Origin of the sequence: Pimelobacter simplex, assembly GCF_024662235.1 — a bacterium.
GTDB lineage: Bacteria > Actinomycetota > Actinomycetes > Propionibacteriales > Nocardioidaceae > Nocardioides.
The window spans coordinates 65694-85925 of sequence record NZ_CP096276.1 but is presented as its reverse complement, the minus strand read 5'-3'; the positions used below and the strand labels follow the sequence as shown (position 1 = coordinate 85925).

The following is a 20232-nucleotide window of genomic DNA, read 5'->3' as shown; positions in this document are numbered from 1 at the left end:
GGTGACCTCGGCGTCGGGCCGCGCGGGGGCGCAGCGCGACCCGGTCGAGCAGTGCGGCGCAGACCGCGCGCGGGTCCACGCTCGCCTCGTCCGGCAGCAGCGCGCCGCCGGTCACCCGGGCCAGGGTCGGCTCGGCCGCGCGCACGCCGGCCCGGCCGAGCAGCCGGGCCTCGTGGCCGTGCCGGCCGAGCAGCGCCACCTGGCGCTCGACCTGCTGGAGGTCGCCGCCGTCGTACCCGACGAGGAGGGTGCCGGTCCGCCGCAGCGCGACCCCCAGCCGCTCGGCGAGCGCCGGCCACAGCGCCAGCGAGGCCACCCCGAGCCGGAGGATCTCCTCCTCGCCGTGCCACACCTCGGCACCGGGGCTCAGCATCCCCGCCGCGGCGTACGACGCCCCGCCGGCCGGGTCCGGATCGACCACCGCGACGCAGTGCCCGCGACGGCCGAGCTCCTCGGCGACCGTCAGCCCGACGATCCCCGCGCCCAGCACGTCGACCCGCATCAGCCGACCGCCGCGACGAGCTCCTTCGCTGACCCCACCGGGTCGGGTTGTCGCCAGATCGCGCCGATCACCGCCACGCCGTACGCACCGGCGGCGCGCGCATGCGCGGCGGAGTCCGTGCCGAGCCCGCCGATCGCCACCAGCGGCAGCACGCCGGCGGCCGCGGTCACGGCCGCGAACCCCAGCGGCATGGGCAAGCCGGCCTTGGACGAGGTCGCGAGCACCGGGCCGAAGCCGGCGTAGTCGGCCCCGGCCTCCGCGGCGGCGACGACCTCGGCGCGCGAGCGGCAGGTCGCCCCGACGAGCAGCCCGGGCGCGAGCCGGCGGGCGTCGGCGACGGCGAGGTCGCTCGTGCCGAGGTGGACGCCGTCCGCGCCCGCCGCGAGGGCGACGTCCAACCGGTCGTTGACGACGACCGTGGCGCCGTACGGCCGGACGGCGGCCAGCACCGACCGGGTCAGCGCGACCAGCGCGCCGGTGGGCAGGGACTTGTCCCGCACCTGGAAGCCGTCGACGCCGGCCTCGGCCAGCGCGGGCAGCAGGGTGAGGTCCTCCGCGGAGGAGGTCAGGCAGAAAAGACGTGCGCTCATCAGGTCCGTTCCTTCGCCGGCATGATCCGGATCAGGTGTGACGGTCGGAGCGGCTCCAGCTCCCTCTCAGCCCGCTGCCGCGGACTCCCGTGGGTGGTCGTGACTCACGCTAGCGCACGATCCTCGGCGAGCTCCAGAGGGTGCTCGGCGAGGTAGCGCCGGACGGCGAGCGCCGCGGCCCGGCCGGCGCGGTTGCCGCCGATGGTGCTGGCCGAGGGTCCGTAGCCCACGAGCTGGACCCGCGGGTCGCGCAGCGTGGTGGTCGCGGTCTGCACGTCGGTCCCGCTCTGCAGCAGGGCGATCCCGCCGTGCTCGCTGCGCAGGTGCAGCGGCGCGAGGTGGCCCACGGCCGGCCGGAACCCGGTCGCCCAGAGGATGACGTCGGCCCGCTCGAACGAGCCGTCGGCCCAGCGCACGCCGTCGGGCTCGATCCGCGCGAACATCGGGCGCCGGCGCTCGTACACGCCCAGCCGGGCGGCCTCCTGCTCCTGCGGGCGCAGCGCCAGCCCGGTCACGCTCACCACGCTCGCCGGGGGCAGGCCCGCACGGACCCGTTCCTGGACGAGCTCGATCGCGTGGCGCCCGGCGTTCTCGTCGAAGCGGTCGCGCCACACCGGCGGCCGGCGGGTCACCCAGACCACGTCGGTCCGCGGCCCCAGCTCGCCGAGGAACTGCACCGCGGAGGCCCCGCCGCCGACCACGACGACGCGCTTGCCGTCGAAGTGCTCGGGGCCCGGGTAGTCGGCGGTGTGCAGCTGCTCCCCCGCGAACGTCTCGGCGCCCGGGTAGTGCGGCACGAACGGCCGGGTCCAGGTGCCGGTCGCGTTGACCAGCGTGCGTGCGGTCCACGCGCGCTCCCCCGCGTGGACGACGAGCAGCCCGTCGGCGTCCTCGGTCACCCGCTCGACCCGCACCGGCCGGACGACGGGCAGCCCGTGCTCGCTCTCGTAGCGGCCGAACCAGTCCGGCACGACCACGTTGGCCCGGGCCCCGGAGTCCCCCGGCGCGGGCGCGTCGGGCAGGTCCGCGACGCCGTGCACGTCGTGCATCGACAGCGAGTCCCACCGGTGCTGCCAGGCGCCGCCGGGCTGCGGGTTGGCGTCGAGGACGACGTGGTCGAGGCCCAACCGGGTCAGGTGGAAGGAGGCGGAGAGCCCCGCCTGACCGGCTCCGATGACCACCGCGTCGTACACGTGCACGCCGGTACAACGGCGGCGCCGGCCCGGCTATGCCCGCACCGGATCCGTCTCGCGGGCAGATCAGGCGTGACTTGCCGGCAGAACCTTCGTTAAATTGCTGTCCGGAATGCCCTCGCGCGCTCGTCACGAGCGGGTGCGCGGTGGTTTCCTGGGGGGACAAACTTCAAAAAAGTCACAACACGAATGGGAATGGGGTCCCGTGAACGTGCGGAAGCTCGTCACTCTTGTCGCCTTTGCTCTCGGGGGTGCAGGTCTGGTCGCCGTACCGGCGCCGGCTCACGCCGCCGACCCGGTCTACTGGTCGTACTCGGCCAGCACCGGCGCGACCTACATCAAGGTGCTCGACGGCGTCGTCCAGTCCGACCTGACCGCCCAGTCGGGCGTCACCGGCGGGGCGAAGTCCAGCAGCTCCAAGAACAGCACCGCGGCCGTCAAGGTGCTCAACCTCGCCGAGGTCGGCGCGGTCGAGACCAAGACCGACGCGGTGGTGCAGAAGGCGCTGGTCGGTCAGACCACGACCCTCAAGTCCTTCGCCCGGACGGCGCACGTCAGCCTCCTCGGCGGCCTGATCTCGGCCGACGCGCTCGAGACCAACGTGACCACCACCGGTCGCGCGGACGGTTCGGCGTCGTACACCGCCAACAGCCGCCTGGCGAACATCAAGATCGCCGGCATCAAGCTGCCGCTGAACATCCCCAAGAACTACGCGGTCACCATCCCGGGCGTCGCGAGCGTCACGCTCAACTACGCGCTGCACGGCAAGTACGACCAGCCCGAGGGTGACCTGGCCGGCACCATGGCGTGGGCCGTCGGCGTCACGCTGCTCAAGCCGCTCGGCGGCTACTCGGCCGGTGTCACGCTGCTGGTCAACCCGGTCAACCAGTACCTCTCCGAGGTCGCTCCGGCCTCCGGCGCCTCGCTCGGCGGCACCGCCTACGGCACCCGCATCCAGGCGCACGTCGGCGACGACATCCAGGTCGTCAGCGACCCGACCGCCCGCGTCGGCACGCCCGTCGGCTCCAGCAACGGCCGCACGCTGACCAACTCCACGCTCGGTGTCCGGGTGCCCGGCATCCTCACCACCGGCGTGATCAGCTCGACCACGACGTCCAAGAAGGACGCCTACGGCAACGCCGAGGTCACCAACACCAACCAGACCGCGGGCATCAACCTGCTCGGCGGCCTGGTCAAGGCCAACGCCATCAAGGTGAGCGCGGCCGGCAAGCTGCAGGACGGCAAGTGGACGTCCACGATGGACATGCAGCTGGTCAACCTGGTGATCGCGGGCCAGAAGATCCCGATCAACGTCTCGCCCAACACGATCCTCGACATCGCCGGGCTCGGCAAGGTCGCGCTGAACCTCCAGCAGACCAGCACCAACGGTGGTGCTTTCCAGAACGCCATCACGGCCGTCAAGATCACGCTCGACACCGCTCAGGCGGGTCTGCCGGTCGGCGCCACCGTCGAGCTGGGTGTGGCCTACACCGCCATCGCCCCGTCCGCCGGCTGACGGTTCGCACGGATCACCCTCCGAGGGGCCGGGTCGCCGCAAGGCGGTCCGGCCCCTCGGCCGTTCCCGGGGCCGGGTCCACCGATGGGTGACCCGGGCTCGGGGCGGGATATCCTGTGTGCTCGTGGCTGAAGCTGAGTTCCGTTACTCCGACCTCCTCCCCACCGGCAAGGACGACACGCCCTACCGGTTGATCACGAAGGAGGGCGTCGAGACCGTCGAGGGCCCCGACGGCCAGACCTTCCTCAAGGTCGATCCGGCGGCCATCCAGCGGCTCACCGCCGAGGCGATGCACGACATCAGCCACTACCTGCGGCCCGCCCACCTGGCCCAGCTGCGCAAGATCATCGACGACCCCGAGGCCTCGGGCAACGACCGCTTCGTCGCGCTCGACCTGCTCAAGAACGTCAACATCTCCGCCGGCGGCGTGCTGCCGATGTGCCAGGACACCGGCACCGCGATCGTGATGGGCAAGAAGTCCGAGGGCGTGCTCACCGGCGCCGAGGACGGCGAGTGGATCAGCAAGGGCGTCTACGACGCCTACACCAAGCTCAACCTGCGCTACAGCCAGCTCGCGCCGCTGACGACGTACGACGAGAAGAACACCGGCACCAACCTGCCGGCCCAGATCGAGCTCTACTCCACCGCCCAGGGCGAGAAGGGCCCGGAGTACAAGTTCCTCTTCATGGCCAAGGGCGGCGGCTCGGCCAACAAGTCGTTCCTGTTCCAGGAGACCAAGGCCGTCCTCAACCCGAAGCGGATGCTGGAGTTCCTCGACGAGAAGATCCGCTCGCTCGGCACGGCCGCCTGCCCGCCGTACCACCTGGCGGTGGTGATCGGCGGTACGTCGGCCGAGTTCGCGCTGAAGACCGCGAAGTACGCCAGCGCGCACTACCTCGACAACCTGCCGACCGAGGGCTCGATGAGCGCCCACGGCTTCCGCGACCTCGAGCTCGAGGAGGAGGTCTTCAAGCTGACCCAGTCCTTCGGCATCGGCGCCCAGTTCGGCGGCAAGTACTTCTGCCACGACGTGCGCGTGGTCCGGCTCCCCCGCCACGGCGCCTCGTGCCCGGTCGCGATCGCCGTGTCCTGCTCGGCCGACCGCCAGGCGCTCGGCAAGATCACCGCCGACGGCGTCTTCCTCGAGCAGCTCGAGACCGACCCGGCGCAGTACATGCCCGACGCCGGCGTCGCCGAGGACATCTCCGGCGGCGAGGTCGTCAAGGTCGACCTCAACCGGCCGATGAGCGAGATCCTGGCCCAGCTGTCGTCGTACCCGGTCAAGACGCGGCTCTCGCTGACCGGCCCGCTCGTGGTCGCGCGCGACATCGCGCACGCCAAGATCCAGGAGCGCCTGGACGCCGGCGAGGAGATGCCGGAGTACCTCAAGAACCACCCGGTCTACTACGCCGGCCCGGCCAAGACCCCCGAGGGCATGGCGTCCGGCTCGTTCGGCCCGACCACCGCGGGCCGGATGGACTCCTACGTGAAGTCCTTCCAGGCCGCCGGCGGCTCGATGGTCATGCTCGCCAAGGGCAACCGCTCGAAGCAGGTCACCGAGGCGTGCGACGCCTACGGCGGCTTCTACCTCGGCTCGATCGGCGGCCCGGCCGCCCGCCTGGCCCAGGACTGCATCAAGAGCCAGGAGGTCATCGAGTACCCCGAGCTCGGCATGGAGGCGGTCTGGAAGATCGAGGTCGAGGACTTCCCCGCCTTCATCGTTGTCGACGACAAGGGCAACGACTTCTTCACCGACCCCGGCGGCGCGGTCACCGTGCCGATCACCGGGATCCGGGTGCGCTCGGCCGAGTAGTCGCGCCGCGGGGCGCCGGGAACCACCGGCGCCCCCGAACCGTTCACGAGGCATGCGCTGCCCTGTGGATGAGACGACGCTGGTGATGAGCGAGCGGAGCGGGATCGAGATCGACTACTGCCCCCAGTGCCGGGGCGTGTGGCTCGACCGCGGCGAGCTCGACAAGATCATCGACCGCTCCGTCGACGCTCCGGCGCCGGCCGCCCCGCAGGCGCCGCCGCAGAAGCAGTACGACAACTACCGCGAGCCGCGCCAGCAGCAGTACCCGCCGCAGCAGCAGGGCTACTACAAGAAGCGCAAGCGCGAGTCCTGGCTCAGCGAGCTGTTCGACTGAACCGCCCGACCAGGGCGTTCACCAGCTCGGCGGCCGGTTCGGGCCGGTCGACGGTCGCCGCGAACCGCTGACCGTCGCGCAGTGTGAGCACCAGGCCCGGTCCGCGACGCGCGACGGCCGCCCGCCCGCGCGTCGTACGGCGGTAGCCCCAGCCGCCCCAGCGCAGCGGCTCGACGTGCTCGGCCTGCGCGCTCGCGATCCGGTCGACGGGCACCCGGACCCGCGGCCACTGCGCGGGGCCCCACGACACCGCGACGCCGGCGTCGTCGACGCGCACCGTGACGACGTGGGTCCAGGCGAGCGCCACGGCGGCGAGTCCGGCCGCGAGCGCCGCCGGCCACACCGCGAACCACAGCGGGACCGTGCCCAGCCCGAGCACGACACCCGCCACGAGCATGCGGCCGGATGAGGCCTGGCCGACCCAGGCGACCCGCTCGCCGTCGGCCAGCACCAGGCTGGACGGGGGCGCCGGCGGTGCCTCGGCGTCCGGGAGCGGCGCGGGCAGCAGCCGGTGCACCGCGAACGCGGCCACGAACGGCACCAGCGTGGCCACGACGATGCTCAGGACCGGCAGCCGGACGTCCGCGGCCCGGACGGCGTCCGCGGAGGCCACCAGCGTCGCCACGAAGAGCGCGGCAGGCAGGCCCGCGACCCAGGTGGCGGCCGCGGCGCCCAGCCCGCCGAGCGCCGTACGGTGGCCGGCACGGGCGACGAGCACGAGCGCCACCGCCGCGGCGAGGACCACCACGCCCAGGACGATCGTGGTGAACGCGGCGAGCCCGGAGGTGCCGTCGACGTCCCCGCCCAGGTCCCAGTGGGTCGGCAGCGGGTCGGGCACGTCACCGCGCAGGAGCAGGGCCGTCCCGATCGCCCACAGGGGCGCCTGGAGCACGACGAGGGCGGCGAGGAGCTGCCGGAGGCGGAGGGTCATGGGGTGGCCTTTCGGATCTCGTCGACGAGCTGGTCGGGGGTCAGGCCGATGCGCGCGGCCCGGTCGAGCAGCGCCCGCACCTCGCGGCGCAGCGCGACCCGCTCGCGGTCGGGCTCGGCGAGGTCGCTGCGCACGTGCGCACCCCGACCGCGGCGCAGGTCGACGACCCCCTCGTCGCGCAGCGCGGCGTAGGCGCGCAGCACGGTGTGCATGTTGACGTCGAGCCCGGCGGCCAGCTCGCGGGCCGGCGGCAGCTTGTCGCCGCCGCGCAGGCTGCCGTCGATGATCGCCGCGCGCACCTGGGCGGCGATCTGCTCGGCGAGCCCGAGCGGGCTGGTGGGGTCGACCCGCAGCAACATGTTTGCATCGTACTAGAACAACTCAATCAACGCTCCTCCCCCTCCGCCGAGGTGGCGCGGCCGAGTAGCGTCGGTGTCGTGAGCACCCCGCACGAGCACACCGCCTTCCGCACCGAGCACGACTCCATGGGCGAGGTCCTCGTCCCGGCCGCCGCCCTGTGGCGCGCCCAGACCCAGCGCGCGGTTGAGAACTTCCCGATCAGCGGCACCCCGATCGAGCCCGCCCTGATCCACGCCCTCGGTCACGTCAAGGGCGCCGCGGCGAGCGCCAACGTGGCGCTCGGCGTCCTCGACCCCGAGCTCGCCACCGCGATCACGACCGCGGCCCGCGCCGTCGCCGACGGCCGGTACGACGACCAGTTCCCGATCGACGTCTTCCAGACCGGCTCGGGCACCAGCTCCAACATGAACGCCAACGAGGTCATCGCCTCGCTGTGCGCTCGCGAGGGCGTCACCGCGCACCCCAACGACCACGTCAACGCCAGCCAGTCGAGCAATGACACCTTCCCGACCGCGATCCACGTCGCCGCGACGCTGGCCGTCACCGACGACCTGGTCCCCGGGCTCGACCAGCTCGCCACCTCCCTCGAGGCCAAGGCCGACGAGTTCGCCGGCCTGGTGAAGTCCGGGCGCACCCACCTGATGGACGCCACGCCGGTGACGCTGGGCCAGGAGCTCGGCGGCTACGCCGCGACGATCCGCTACGGCGCGGAGCGGCTCGCCGCCGTCCTGCCTCGGGTGCGGGAGCTCCCCCTGGGCGGCACCGCCGTCGGCACCGGCATCAACACCCCGCCGGGCTTCGCCGCCGCCGCGATCGAGGCGCTCAGCGCGGCGACCGGCCAGGAGTTCACCGAGGCCCGCAACCACTTCGAGGCCCAGGGCACCCGCGACTCGCTGGTCGAGCTCAGCGGCGTCCTGCGCACGATCGCGGTCGGCCTGACCAAGATCTGCAACGACCTGCGCTGGATGGGCTCGGGCCCCACCACCGGCCTCGCCGAGATCCACCTGCCCGACCTCCAGCCGGGCTCCTCGATCATGCCCGGCAAGGTCAACCCGGTGCTGCCCGAGGCCACCCTCATGGTCTGCATGCAGGTCATCGGCAACGACGCCGCCGTCACCGTCGCCGGCGCGAGCGGCAGCTTCGAGCTCAACGTCGCCATGCCGGTCCTGGCCCGCAACGTGCTCGAGTCCGTCCGGCTCCTCGCCGCCGCCTCCCGCACCCTCGCCGAGCGCTGCATCGACGGCATCACCGCCGACGCCGACCGGATGCTGCGCTACGCCGCCTCGTCACCCTCGGTGGTCACGCCGCTCAACCAGCACATCGGCTACGAGGCGGCCGCCAAGATCGCCAAGCAGGCGCTCGCCACCGGCAGCACCATCCGCGAGACCGTGCTGGCCCTCGGGTACGTCGAGCGCGGCGAGCTCACCCTCGAGCAGCTCGACGCCGCCCTCGACCTCGCCTCGATGACGCACCCCTGAGCCCGGCCCGGGGCCACCCGGCCCCGGGGAGCGCGCCTCAGGCCCGCTTGCGCCCGGTCAGCGTCGCCGCGACGATCACCGCGATCGCGGCCACCGCGATCTGCCACAGGTGACGCAGCCAGTCGATGCCGTTGGTGGCGTTGTCCCAGGTGGCCTCGTGCCCGTCGAACGGCTTGTTGTTGTGCCCGAACAGCACCCAGTAGAGCAGGCTGCCGACGAGCATGCCGACCACACCGCACGCGACGGTGAGCCAGAGCGGGAACTTCGTGCGGTCGCCGGGCGCCACGGCCTTGCCGATGAGTCCGATGACGGTGCCGCCGACCAGGGTGACGATGATGGTCCAGAGCATGTGCGGGCCCCTTCTGTCGTACGGGGCACCCGGAAGCCCCGGCTAGGCGTCATCATGCACCCTCAGCCCCTCCGAACGCGCCCAAGCGGCGTGTCGCCGCCCCCACAGCCCGCCGGACCGCCCGGCCCGACCGACCGACCACCCCGCCCCGACCACCCCCACCGACCAGCCGGGTCCCCCAGCAAGGCCGATCGGCGGCAACGCCGACGAGGAGCCGAAGCGAGCGAGGCACGAGCGACCGGAGGCGACGACGTCGGCGTTACCGCCGACGCCGACGTCTGGCCGCCAAGTCCGAATGACCGGGCAGAACCTCGACCGCGAGCGCGGCAGCGCGGCGCGACGAAGGAGCGACGCGCTCGCGCCATCCAGCTCAGTACCAGCCGACGGACTCGCTGTGCCCCCAGGCGCTGCAGGGGCTGCCGTAGCGGTTCTTGATGTAGCCCAGGCCCCAGCGGATCTGGGTGGCCGGGTTGGTCGCCCAGTCCGCGCCCTCGGTCGACATCTTGGAGCCGGGCAGTGCCTGCGGGATGCCGTAGGCGCTGGACGTCGGGTTGTCGGCGTTGACGCGCCAGTTGGACTCGCGGGTCCACAGCGAGTCGAGGCAGCCGAACTGGTCGGAGGAGAAGCCGAACTCCCCCAGGAGCGCGCGGGCGATGTCGCGCGGGTCGGAGTCGGAGAGCTTGCGCTCGTCGGTCATCGCGGCGGTGCGGGCCTCGCTGAGGTCGAGGGCCTTGGCCGGGACCGACTCGGGACGACGGTCGCTGCGCGACAGGACGGCCTCGCGGCGCGGGGCGGCCTGGTCGGTGGCGGAGGCCGTGGTGCCCTCGGCCGCGGCGCCGTCGGACGAGGTCCGGGCGAGCGGGTCGAGGTCGGCGCTGGCGGCGGCCGGCGGGGCGACGTGCTGGCCGGCGAGGCCGGCCGCGATCGAGACCCCGGTCACGGCGACCGCGACGGAGGAGAAGACGACGGCATTGCGCGCGGCCTTGCGCGGCGCACGGGCCAGGTGGGCGTGCTTCGGCGCTCCGCGATGCTTCGGTGCGGGCTTGGCGTGATTCGACAAGTGCTCGTATCCGGGCTCGACGTCAGGGGCGCAGCCACCGCCCGATCGGGCCCGACTCGATGTCATCACCGCCGGTGGCCAAGCGCCCACCCTGCCTGAGGAGGCGAGGGGACGCAAACCGAACCGCGGAACTTCCCCCGGTTCGCGTGAACCCGTCCGCCCCCTGGGGCACACCAGTCACAGGCGTCCCACCCGCCTCCTCGGCGGGTGGCGTCAGAGGACCACGTTCTCCAGCATCTCGGTCACCAGCGCGGCGATCGGCGAGCGCTCGGAGCGGGTCAGCGTGACGTGGGCGAAGAGCGGGTGACCCTTGAGCTTCTCCACGACCGCGACCACGCCGTCGTGGCGGCCCACGCGCAGGTTGTCGCGCTGGGCGACGTCGTGGGTGAGCACGACCTTGGAGTTCGCGCCGATCCGGGACAGCACGGTCAGCAGCACGTTGCGCTCCAGCGACTGCGCCTCGTCGACGATGACGAACGAGTCGTGCAGCGAGCGGCCGCGGATGTGGGTCAGCGGGAGCACCTCGAGCATGCCGCGGTCGAGGATCTCGTCGACCACGTCGCGCGAGGTGAGCGCGCCGAGGGTGTCGAAGACGGCCTGGGCCCAGGGCGACATCTTCTCCGACTCCGAGCCGGGCAGGTAGCCGAGCTCCTGGCCGCCCACCGCGAAGAGCGGGCGGAACACGACGACCTTCTTGTGCTGCTGGCGCTCCATGACCGCCTCCAGGCCCGCACAGAGGGCCAGGGCGGACTTGCCGGTGCCGGCCCGGCCGCCGAGCGAGACGATGCCCACCTCGGGGTCCAGGAGCAGGTCCAGGGCCACCCGCTGCTCGGCGCTGCGGCCGTGGATGCCGAACGCCTCGCGGTCGCCGCGCACCAGGTGCACCTGCTTGTCGGGGCCGACCCGGCCGAGCGCCGTCCCGCGCTCGGAGAGCAGCACCAGGCCGGTGTGGCAGGGCATCTCGCGCGCCTCGGCGTGGTCGAGGGTGCCGTCGTCGTAGAGCTCGTCGAGCTCGGTGCCGCTGACCTCGAGCTCGGCCATGCCGGAGTAGCCGGTGTCGGAGTCGCTGATGGTCTCGCCGCGGTACTCCTCCGCGGCCAGGCCGACCGCCGAGGCCTTGATCCGCATCGGCAGGTCCTTGGAGACCAGCGTGACGTCGTGGCCCTCGTCGGCCAGGTTGCGGGCGACGGCGAGGATGCGGGTGTCGTTGTCACCGAGCCGGAAGCCCGAGGGCAGCGACGTGGCGTCGGTGTGGTTGAGCTCGACCCGCACGCTGCCGCCCTCGTCCCCCATCGGGACGGGGGTGTCGAGCCGGCCGTGGCTCACCCGCATCTCGTCGAGCGAGCGCAGCGCGCTGCGTGCGAAGTACCCGAGCTCGGGGTGGTGGCGCTTGGCCTCGAGCTCGGTGATCACGACCACCGGCAGGACGACCTCGTGCTCGGCGAACCGGCGCAGGGCGGCCGGGTCGGCCAGCAGGACGCTGGTGTCGAGGACGTAGGTACGGCGCTGCGTGCTGGTCTGTGCCCCATCGTGATTGGTTCCCACGACTCACCTCACCGGACCGCACGCGCCCCCGTAGGGCCGCCCCGGCCCTATTCCTTGTGGACGGACCGGGCTGCGCTTGCGTGATGGTTCACGTCGGGCCTCCCGATGTGGCCGGCTTCCCCACCTGCCACTGCTTCGGAAGGTACGCCCGGCTCCCGACCAAACCGGGCGCCACGCCGGTCCACGGAAGTTAATGTCAGGTGACGCGTCGGTAGGTCAGGTCGGTGATGACGCGGTCCTTCGCGAGCCCCTTGCGCTCGAACTTGGTGACCGGCCGGTCCGCCCAGCGCTCGACCACACCGCCCTCGAGCAGCGGCTCCGCGTCGAGCACCTCGACCATCTGCTCGGCGTAGTCGGCCCAGTCGGTGGCCAGGCGCCAGAGCGCGCCCGGAGCGAGCCGGGACGCGACCAGCGCCGCGTTCTCGGCGTTGACCAGCCGGCGCTTGTGGTGGCGGGTCTTGTGCCAGGGATCGGGGAAGAACGTCCACAGCTCGCTGATCGCGCCCGGCCCGAGCAGGTGCTCCAGGGTCCAGACCGCGTCGACGCCGCAGAAGCGGACGTTGGTCGCACCCGCCTCGCCCACCCGGCCCAGGCTCTCGGCCACGCCCGGCTGCCAGACCTCCAGGGCCAGCACGTTGACCTCGGGACGGGCCGCGGCCAGGGCCGCGGTGGCCTCGCCGACGCCGCCGCCGATCTCGACGACCAGCGGCGCCTCGCGCTCGAAGCAGGAGGCGAAGGTGAAGCCGGGGCGGTCGACGGCCTCGTCGGGGATGACCCACCGCTCGGCGTACGTGTCCCAGGCGGCCTGCTGCTTGGGCGAGAACCGGCTGCCGCGCCGCGAGTACGTCAGCACCTCGCGCAGCCGCCGGCCGTCCTCGGTGAGCTTGTGGTGCGGTCGCGCGGGCGTCACGCCACCACTCATGCCGAGCTCCCGATCAGGATCACGATGAAGATCACGTAGACCACCGCGAACGCCAGCCCGAGCAGCAGCAGGCAGCTGCCGACGATGCCGAGCACCCAGCCGATGGTGACCATCTGGGAGCCGCCGACGGTTCCCGGGGACGCCGCGATCTCCTTGCGGACCCGCCCGCCCATCACCCACGCGAACGGCGCCAGCACCTGGCACAGCACGATGCCGAGGATGCCCAGGATCAGCACCGTCGTCGCCTGCGGGTGGTCCGGCGGCGGCGCCGGCGGCAGCCCGTAGCCGCCGTACGGCGGGTACGGCCGGGGGTCGTAGGGGTTCGGTCCGGGCGGCTGGCTCACCGGCGGATTCTCCCACGGCTCCGACCGCCCAGAAAAAGCAGGAAGCCCCGCCGCCCGAAGGCAGCGGGGCTTCCCTGAAGCAGGTCAGATCACTTCGTGATCTTCGTGACCCGGCCGGCGCCGACGGTGCGGCCACCCTCACGGATCGCGAACTTCAGACCCTCGTCCATGGCGATCGGCTGGATCAGCTCGACCGTCATGTCCGTGTTGTCGCCCGGCATGACCATCTCGGTGCCCTCGGGAAGGGTCACGACGCCGGTCACGTCGGTGGTCCGGAAGTAGAACTGCGGACGGTAGTTGTTGAAGAACGGCGTGTGACGGCCGCCCTCCTCCTTCGAGAGGATGTAGACGCTCGCCTCGAAGTTGGTGTGCGGGGTGGTGGTCCCCGGCTTCACCACGACCATGCCGCGCTCGACGTCCTCGCGCTTGGTGCCGCGCAGGAGCAGACCGACGTTCTCACCGGCCTGGCCCTCGTCGAGCAGCTTGCGGAACATCTCGACACCGGTGACGGTGGTCTTCTGCGAGGTGTCGCGGATGCCGATGATCTCGACCTCCTCGTTCACCTTGACGATGCCGCGCTCGATACGACCGGTGATGACGGTGCCACGACCGGTGATCGTGAAGACGTCCTCGACGGGCATGAGGAACGGCTTGTCGACCTCACGCTCGGGCTGCGGGATGTACTCGTCCACGGCCGACATGAGCTCGAGGACCGACTTGCCCCACTTCTCGTCGCCGTTCAGCGCCGGGAAGGCAGCAACGCGCACGACCGGAACGTCGTCGCCCGGGTACTCGTACTCGGAGAGGAGCTCGCGCACCTCCATCTCGACGAGCTCGATGAGCTCGTCGTCGTCGACCATGTCGCACTTGTTGAGCGCGACGACCAGGGCGGGGACGCCGACCTGGCGGGCGAGCAGCACGTGCTCACGGGTCTGCGGCATCGGACCGTCGGTCGCGGCGACCACGAGGATCGCGCCGTCCATCTGCGCGGCACCGGTGATCATGTTCTTGATGTAGTCCGCGTGACCGGGGCAGTCGACGTGCGCGTAGTGGCGCGCCTCGGTCTGGTACTCGATGTGCGCGATCGAGATCGTGATGCCGCGCTGGCGCTCCTCGGGAGCCTTGTCGATCTGGTCGAACGGCGAGGCCTCGTTGAGCTCGGGGTACGCGTCGTGCAGGACCTTCGAGATCGCCGCGGTCAGCGTGGTCTTGCCGTGGTCGATGTGACCGATCGTGCCGATGTTGACGTGCGGCTTGGTCCGCTCGAACTTCGCCTTAGCCACTGGGGCTCCTCCTGGATGTGTTGTTACTTGACTCGTACAAAGGGGTGGTGCGCCGAGGGTCTGCGACGATTACTCGCCGCGCGCCTTCTTGATGATCTCGTCGGCGATGTTCGTGGGAACCTCGGCGTACGAGTCGAACTCCATCGAGTACGACGCCTGGCCGGAGGTCTTAGACCTCAGGTCGCCAACGTACCCGAACATCTCGGACAGCGGCACGAGGGACGACACGACGATGTCGCCGTGACGCTCCTCCTGCGCGCGGATCTGGCCGCGACGGCTGTTGATGTCACCGATGACCGTACCGAGGAAGCTCTCGGGGGTCGTGACCTCGACGGCGAACATCGGCTCGAGGAGGCACGGCCGCGCCTTGCGGGCAGCCTCCTTGAACGACTGGATGCCGGCGATCTTGAACGCGAGCTCGGACGAGTCGACGTCGTGGTAGGCGCCGTCCTCGAGGGTGAACTTCACGTCCACCATCGGGTAGCCCGCCAGGACACCGAACTCCATGGCCTCCTGACCACCCTGGTCGACCGAGGGGATGTACTCCTTCGGCACGCGACCACCGGACACGTTGTTGACGAACTCGTAGCCCGCACCCAGACCGGTCTCGGGGTCGATGTTCGGCGCGATCGAGATGACGACCTTCGCGAACTGACCCGAGCCACCGGTCTGCTTCTTGTGGGTGTAGCTGTGGTTCTCGACGGTGCCGCGGATGGTCTCGCGGTAGGCGACCTGCGGCTTGCCGACGGTGGCCTCGACCTTGAACTCGCGCTTCATCCGGTCGACGAGGATCTCCAGGTGGAGCTCGCCCATGCCGGCGATGATGGTCTGGCCGGTCTCCTCGTCGGTCTTGACGACGAAGGTCGGGTCCTCCTCGGAGAGCCGCTGGATGGCGGTACCGAGCTTCTCCTGGTCGCTCTTGGTCTTCGGCTCGATGGCGACCTCGATCACCGGGGCCGGGAACGTCATCGACTCGAGGACGACCTGGTTGCTCGGGTCGCTCAGCGTGTGGCCGGTCTTGGTGTCCTTGAGACCCATGACGGCGACGATCTGACCAGCACCGACCGACGCGATCTCCTCGCGCTTGTTGGCGTGCATCTGGTAGACCTTGCCGATCCGCTCCTTGCGGCCGTTGACCGAGTTGACCACGGTCGAGCCGGCCTCGAGCTTGCCCGAGTAGACCCGGACGTAGATCAGCTTGCCCAGGTGCGGGTCGGAGGCGATCTTGTAGGCCAGGCCCGAGAACGGCTCGTCGTCGGAGGGCTTGCGGCTGATCGCCTTCTCCTCGTCGCGCGGGTCGTGACCGACGATGGCGTCGATGTCGAGCGGCGAGGGGAGGTAGTCGATGACCGCGTCGAGCAGGGGCTGGACGCCCTTGTTCTTGAACGCGGTGCCGCACAGGACCGGGTTGAGCTTGTCGGCGAGGGTCGCGCGACGGATGGCGGCCTTGAGGGTCGGCACGTCGAACGTGTCGCCGTCCTCGAGGTAGACCTCCATGATGTCGTCGTCGGCCTCGGCGAGGGTCTCGACGAGCTTCTCGCGGTACTCGGCGGCCTTGTCGGCCAGGTCCGCGGGGATCTCCTCGACGACGTAGTCCTCACCCATGGTGGTCTCGCCGCGCCACACCTTGGCGTTCATCTCGACCAGGTCGACGACGCCGATGAAGTCGGACTCGGCACCGATCGGGAGCTGCATGACCAGCGGGGTGGAGTTGAGGCGCTCGACGATCATGTCGACGCAGCGGAAGAAGTCGGCACCGGTGCGGTCCAGCTTGTTGACGAAGCACATCCGGGGCACGGAGTACTTGTTGGCCTGGCGCCACACCGTCATCGTCTGGGGCTCGACGCCCGCGACACCGTCGAACACCGCGACGGCGCCGTCGAGGACGCGCAGCGAGCGCTCGACCTCGGCCGTGAAGTCCACGTGGCCGGGGGTGTCGATGATGTTGATCTGGTGCTTCTTCCACCAACAGGTCGTCGCGGCCGACGTGATGGTGATGCCGCGCTCCTGCTCCTGCTCCATCCAGTCCATCGTGGCGCCGCCGTCGTGGACCTCACCGATCTTGTAGGTGATGCCGGTGTAGAACAGGATGCGCTCGGTGGTGGTGGTCTTGCCGGCGTCGATGTGCGCCATGATGCCGATGTTGCGGACGACGTTCAGGTCCGTCGTGATGTCGACTGCCACGTGAGTCAGCGTTCCTTAGGTTCGGGTTGGAACCGGTGTGCCGGAGCGAGCGCCGCGTGTGCGGGCCCGCTCCGACGAAGTCACCAGCGGTAGTGAGCGAAGGCCTTGTTGGACTCGGCCATCTTGTGCGTGTCCTCGCGCTTCTTCACCGCGGCACCAAGGCCGTTGGCGGCGTCGAGGATCTCGTTCTGCAGGCGCTCGGCCATCGTCTTCTCACGACGGTCGGAGGCGTAGCCCACGAGCCAGCGCAGCGCGAGCGTGGTGCCACGCGTGCCCTTGACCTCGATCGGGACCTGGTAGGTCGCGCCACCGACGCGGCGGGACTTGACCTCGATCGCGGGACGGACGTTGTCCAGCGCGCGCTTGAGGGTGATGACCGGGTCGGTGCCGGTCTTCTCGCGGGTGCCTTCGAGCGCGCCGTAGACGATGCGCTGCGCGACCTGCTTCTTGCCGTCCTGCAGCACCTTCGACACGAGCTGGCTCACCAGCTGCGACCCGTAGACCGGGTCGACGTCGATCGGCCGCTTCGGCGCGGGGCCCTTGCGCGGCATGTCAGCTCTTCTCCTTCTTGGCGCCGTAGCGGCTGCGAGCCTGCTTACGGTTCTTCACGGCCTGGGTGTCCAGAGCGCCGCGGATGACCTTGTAGCGAACACCGGGGAGGTCCTTCACACGACCGCCGCGGACGAGCACGATCGAGTGCTCCTGGAGGTTGTGACCCTCACCCGGGATGTAGGCGGTGACCTCGACGCCGCTGGACAGGCGCACACGGGCGACCTTGCGCAGGGCGGAGTTCGGCTTCTTCGGGGTGGTGGTGTAGACGCGGGTGCACACACCGCGACGCTGGGGCGAACCCTTCAGGGCAGGCGTCTTGGTCTTCGACACCTTGTCCTGGCGGCCCTTGCGGACCAACTGATTGATGGTGGGCACCTGGTGGTTCCCTTTCGGTTTTTTCTCACGGCTCGGCGACTTGCCGGGCTCGGGATCCTGCTTGCTGCGATAGTGCCGGTGCGATCCCTGGAGGGGCGGCCGGGAACCGGTGCGCCTCGCAGGGCATGCTCGACGTGCCGGGTCACCCCAGACACGGGATTCGAGATTACCGGCCGGTCAAAGGCGGGTCAAAATGCCGACGGCACGCTCCTGGCCGCCGGGTGCTCAGGTCAGCAGCCGGGTGATCGGCTCGATCGCGAAGTAGACGACGAACAGCCCCGCCACGACCCACAGCAGCGGGTGCAGCTCGCGGGCCTTGCCGCGCACGATCTTGAGGAAGACGTAGGCCACGAAGCCGGCGCCGATGCCCACCGAGATCGAGTACGTGTAGGGCATCAGCACGATGGTCAGGAACGCCGGGATCGCGATCTCGACGTCATTCCAGGCGATGCCGGTGATCTGCTGCATCATCAGGAAGCCGACCAGCACCAGCGCCGGGACGGCGGCCTCCGACGGGATCATCGCCACGAACGGCGAGAGGAAGATCGTCACCAGGAACAGCAGGCCGGTGACCACCGAGGCGAGGCCGGTCCGGGCCCCCTCCCCCACACCCGAGGCCGACTCGATGTAGGAGGTGTTGGACGAGACACCGCCCGCACCGCCCGCGATCGCGGCGACGGAGTCGATGACGAGGATCCGCTCGGTGTGCGGCGGGGTGCCGTCCTCCTGGAGCAGGCCGGCCTCGGAGCCGATGGCGGTCATCGTGCCCATGGTGTCGAAGAAGTCGGCGAGCATCAGCGAGAAGACCAGGAGCAGGACGGTGACGACGCCGACCTTGTCCCACGAGCCGAGCAGGTTGAACTGACCCAGCGTGCCGAAGTCGGGTGCCTGGAACAGGTCGTCGGGCCAGGCCGGGACGGTCAGCGACCAGCCGCCGGCCTGCTCGGCACGGCTGCCGAGGTCGGCGAACGACTCGAGGATCACCGAGCCGACGGTCATCACGATGATCGAGATCAGGATGGCGCCGCGCACCTGGCGCACCCACAGCGCGAGCATGAGCAGTAGGCCGACGATGAACACGAGCACGGGCCAGCCGTCGAGGTGGCCGTCAGCGCCGAGCTGGACCGGGACGGTCGTCTTGGCGGCGTCGGGCATCCGGCCCACGACACCTGCGTCGACGAAGCCGATGAGCGCGATGAAGAGGCCGATGCCGACCGAGATCGCGACCTTGAGCTGGGCGGGGACGGCGCGGAAGACCGCCGTACGGAAGCCGGTGAGGACGAGCACGAGGATGAGCACACCCTCGATCACCACCAGGCCCATCGCGTCGGACCAGGTCATCTGCCCGGCCACCGCGAGGGCGAGGAAGGCGTTGAGCCCGAGCCCCGTGGCCAGCGCCAGCGGGTAGTTGGCGACGACGCCCATCAAGATCGTGACCACGCCCGCGACCAGCGCGGTGCCGGCGGCGATCGCGGGGAGGTTCGGGGCGCTGCCGCCACCGAGGTACTTGCCGTCGATGTCGGTCGCGTAGCCGAGGATCAGCGGGTTGAGCACCACGATGTAGGCCATCGTGAAGAACGTGACGACACCGCCACGGACCTCGCGCCCGATCGTCGAGCCGCGCTCGTTGATCTTGAAGTAGCGACTGATCGGGTGGGTGCTGACGCTGTTGAATTCGGCCGAGCTCACGACGGAAGCATGGCAGCACGCGGCTCCGTGGTCCGCAGGGTGGTCGCGCTGCGGGACCGGAGCACCAGCACCGCGAGCCCGACGCCGACCAGGACGAGCAGTCCGCCGAGGATGAGGGTCCAGCGGGCGCCGTACTGCTCGCCGACCCAGCCGATGAACGGGGCGCCCAGCGGCGTGCCGCCCATGACGATGGTCATGTAGATCGCCATCACCCGGCCGCGCAGCGCGGGCGCCGACTCGATCTGGAGCAGCGCGTTGCACGAGTTGAGCACGGTGATCACCGAGAAGCCGAGCAGCGGGCACACCAGCACGAAGGTCAGGTACGACGGCACGAGCCCCGCCACGACCTCCAGCACGCCGAAGACGACCGCCGCCCCCACCAGGAGCCGCAGCCGGACCTGGGAGCGCCCGGCGGCGACCAACGCACCGGTCAGCGAGCCGATCGCGAGGAACGAGCCGAGGATGCCGTACTCCTCGGCGCCCTTGCCGAACTCCTCGGTCGCCATCAGCGCGGAGGTGATCTGGAAGTTCATGCCGAACGTGCCGACGAAGAAGACGAGCACCAGGATCATCAGCATCTTGGGCTGGCCGCGCAGGTAGGCGACACCCTCGCGCAGCATCCCCGGGGTGCGCGCGGCGGCCTTCGGGGAGTGCAGCTCGGCCGGGTCCATCCGGCGCAGCTGGTAGATCACGGCCAGGTAGGACACGGCGTTGGCCAGGATCACCCAGCCGGTGGCCCGCATCCCGCCGCCCCCGACGCCGATGAGCAGGCCGGCCAGGCCGGGGCCGATCAGCCGGGCGGAGTTGAACGCCGCGGAGTTGAGGCTGACCGCGTTGGCGACGTCGTCGGTGCCGACCATCTCGGACACGAACGCCTGCCGGGCGGGGGCGTCGAAGGCGGCGCCGATGCCGAAGACGAACGCGATCACGTAGACGTGCCAGGTCTGGGCCGAGCCGGTCGCGGCGATCACGCCGAGCAGGAGCGCGGAGAGCGCCATCACGGCCTGGGTGACCTGGAGCAGGCGGCGCTTGGAGAAGCGGTCCGCGACCACGCCGGCGTACGGCGAGAGGAGGAGGACCGGGAGGAACTGCAGGCCGGTGGTGATGCCGAGCGCGGCACCGCCGTTGCCGGGGATGGTGAGGACCAGCCAGTCCTGGGCGACGCGCTGCATCCAGGTGCCGACGTTGGAGATCAGGCTGCCGGCGAAGTAG

General features: G+C 70.9%; 19 protein-coding genes, 1 pseudogene and 1 riboswitch. Of the genes and pseudogenes, 4 read left to right on the top strand and 16 right to left on the bottom strand.

What is annotated here, in order from left to right:
* Window positions 1-49: 49 nt before the first annotated feature.
* The 3 genes and pseudogenes from M0M48_RS30975 to M0M48_RS00430 all read right to left on the bottom strand — a co-directional run.
* Window positions 50-502 (bottom strand): annotated as a pseudogene (locus M0M48_RS30975) (NAD(P)/FAD-dependent oxidoreductase); the annotation flags it as partial.
* A complete protein-coding gene (locus tag M0M48_RS00435; protein WP_257753960.1) occupies window positions 502-1092 on the bottom strand; it encodes a thiamine phosphate synthase in 591 nt (196 codons plus the stop codon). The pseudogene M0M48_RS30975 and the gene M0M48_RS00435, both read right to left, overlap by 1 nt.
* Window positions 1084-1193: riboswitch (TPP riboswitch) on the bottom strand. It overlaps the preceding gene by 9 nt.
* Before the next feature lie 3 nt (window positions 1194-1196).
* Window positions 1197-2291, bottom strand: coding sequence for an NAD(P)/FAD-dependent oxidoreductase (locus M0M48_RS00430; RefSeq protein WP_257753959.1), 1095 nt, complete (start codon window positions 2289-2291; stop codon window positions 1197-1199).
* A 199-nt stretch (window positions 2292-2490) separates the two neighbouring features.
* Between M0M48_RS00430 and M0M48_RS00425 the strand changes: the two genes are divergently transcribed.
* The 3 genes from M0M48_RS00425 (at window position 2491) to M0M48_RS00415 (ending at window position 5948) form a co-directional block, all read left to right on the top strand.
* Window positions 2491-3801, top strand: coding sequence for a choice-of-anchor P family protein (locus M0M48_RS00425; RefSeq protein WP_257753958.1), 1311 nt, complete (start codon window positions 2491-2493; stop codon window positions 3799-3801).
* A gap of 124 nt (window positions 3802-3925) precedes the next feature.
* A complete protein-coding gene (locus M0M48_RS00420; RefSeq protein ID WP_257753957.1) occupies window positions 3926-5614 on the top strand; it encodes a fumarate hydratase in 1689 nt (562 codons plus the stop codon).
* A 52-nt stretch (window positions 5615-5666) separates the two neighbouring features.
* Window positions 5667-5948: a TFIIB-type zinc ribbon-containing protein gene (locus tag M0M48_RS00415; RefSeq protein WP_257759288.1), complete on the top strand. Its 282-nt coding sequence runs from the start codon at window positions 5667-5669 to the stop codon at window positions 5946-5948.
* Here the strand turns inward: M0M48_RS00415 and M0M48_RS00410 are convergent.
* Both M0M48_RS00410 and M0M48_RS00405 read right to left on the bottom strand, forming a co-directional pair.
* Window positions 5929-6879 (bottom strand): hypothetical protein, encoded by a 951-nt coding sequence (locus tag M0M48_RS00410; RefSeq protein ID WP_257753955.1) that lies wholly within the window; start codon window positions 6877-6879, stop codon window positions 5929-5931. The two genes, M0M48_RS00415 and M0M48_RS00410, sit on opposite strands and share 20 nt — an antisense overlap.
* Entirely contained in the window at window positions 6876-7238 is a 363-nt protein-coding gene (locus M0M48_RS00405; protein ID WP_215813178.1) for a GntR family transcriptional regulator, read from the bottom strand. Before M0M48_RS00405 ends, M0M48_RS00410 begins: the two co-directional genes overlap by 4 nt.
* Before the next feature lie 78 nt (window positions 7239-7316).
* Here M0M48_RS00405 and M0M48_RS00400 point away from each other — a divergent pair, with 78 nt between their 5' ends.
* Window positions 7317-8717 carry a class II fumarate hydratase gene (locus M0M48_RS00400; RefSeq protein ID WP_257759287.1) on the top strand — a complete coding sequence of 467 codons (1401 nt, stop codon included), beginning with the start codon at window positions 7317-7319 and terminating at the stop codon, window positions 8715-8717.
* A gap of 37 nt (window positions 8718-8754) precedes the next feature.
* Here M0M48_RS00400 and M0M48_RS00395 read toward each other — a convergent pair whose 3' ends face one another.
* The 11 genes from M0M48_RS00395 to M0M48_RS00345 form a co-directional block, all read right to left on the bottom strand.
* Entirely contained in the window at window positions 8755-9066 is a 312-nt protein-coding gene (locus M0M48_RS00395) for a hypothetical protein (RefSeq protein WP_215813179.1), read from the bottom strand.
* Between the two features lie 370 nt (window positions 9067-9436).
* On the bottom strand, window positions 9437-10126 hold the full coding sequence (locus M0M48_RS00390) for a lytic transglycosylase domain-containing protein (RefSeq protein WP_257753954.1): 690 nt from the start codon (window positions 10124-10126) through the stop codon (window positions 9437-9439).
* 213 nt (window positions 10127-10339) lie between these two features.
* Window positions 10340-11671: a PhoH family protein gene (locus M0M48_RS00385; protein WP_215813181.1), complete on the bottom strand. Its 1332-nt coding sequence runs from the start codon at window positions 11669-11671 to the stop codon at window positions 10340-10342.
* Between the two features lie 196 nt (window positions 11672-11867).
* A complete protein-coding gene (gene trmB / locus M0M48_RS00380) occupies window positions 11868-12581 on the bottom strand; it encodes a tRNA (guanosine(46)-N7)-methyltransferase TrmB (RefSeq protein ID WP_257753953.1) in 714 nt (237 codons plus the stop codon).
* 8 nt (window positions 12582-12589) lie between these two features.
* Window positions 12590-12937 carry a hypothetical protein gene (locus M0M48_RS00375; protein WP_257753952.1) on the bottom strand — a complete coding sequence of 116 codons (348 nt, stop codon included), beginning with the start codon at window positions 12935-12937 and terminating at the stop codon, window positions 12590-12592.
* 89 nt (window positions 12938-13026) lie between these two features.
* The gene (gene tuf / locus M0M48_RS00370) at window positions 13027-14220 is read right to left on the bottom strand and encodes an elongation factor Tu (RefSeq protein WP_038677270.1); all 1194 of its coding nucleotides are present in this window, start codon (window positions 14218-14220) and stop codon (window positions 13027-13029) included.
* 69 nt (window positions 14221-14289) lie between these two features.
* Entirely contained in the window at window positions 14290-16404 is a 2115-nt protein-coding gene (gene fusA / locus M0M48_RS00365) for an elongation factor G (RefSeq protein WP_215813184.1), read from the bottom strand.
* An 80-nt stretch (window positions 16405-16484) separates the two neighbouring features.
* Complete coding sequence (gene rpsG / locus M0M48_RS00360) at window positions 16485-16955, bottom strand: 30S ribosomal protein S7 (RefSeq protein WP_215813185.1); 471 nt, start codon at window positions 16953-16955, stop codon at window positions 16485-16487.
* Between the two features lies 1 nt (window position 16956).
* Window positions 16957-17331: a 30S ribosomal protein S12 gene (gene rpsL / locus M0M48_RS00355; RefSeq protein ID WP_038677267.1), complete on the bottom strand. Its 375-nt coding sequence runs from the start codon at window positions 17329-17331 to the stop codon at window positions 16957-16959.
* 225 nt (window positions 17332-17556) lie between these two features.
* Window positions 17557-19020, bottom strand: coding sequence for an NCS2 family permease (locus tag M0M48_RS00350; protein WP_215813186.1), 1464 nt, complete (start codon window positions 19018-19020; stop codon window positions 17557-17559).
* Window positions 19017-20213: an MFS transporter gene (locus tag M0M48_RS00345; protein ID WP_374587318.1), complete on the bottom strand. Its 1197-nt coding sequence runs from the start codon at window positions 20211-20213 to the stop codon at window positions 19017-19019. Before M0M48_RS00345 ends, M0M48_RS00350 begins: the two co-directional genes overlap by 4 nt.
* Window positions 20214-20232: the final 19 nt, after the last annotated feature.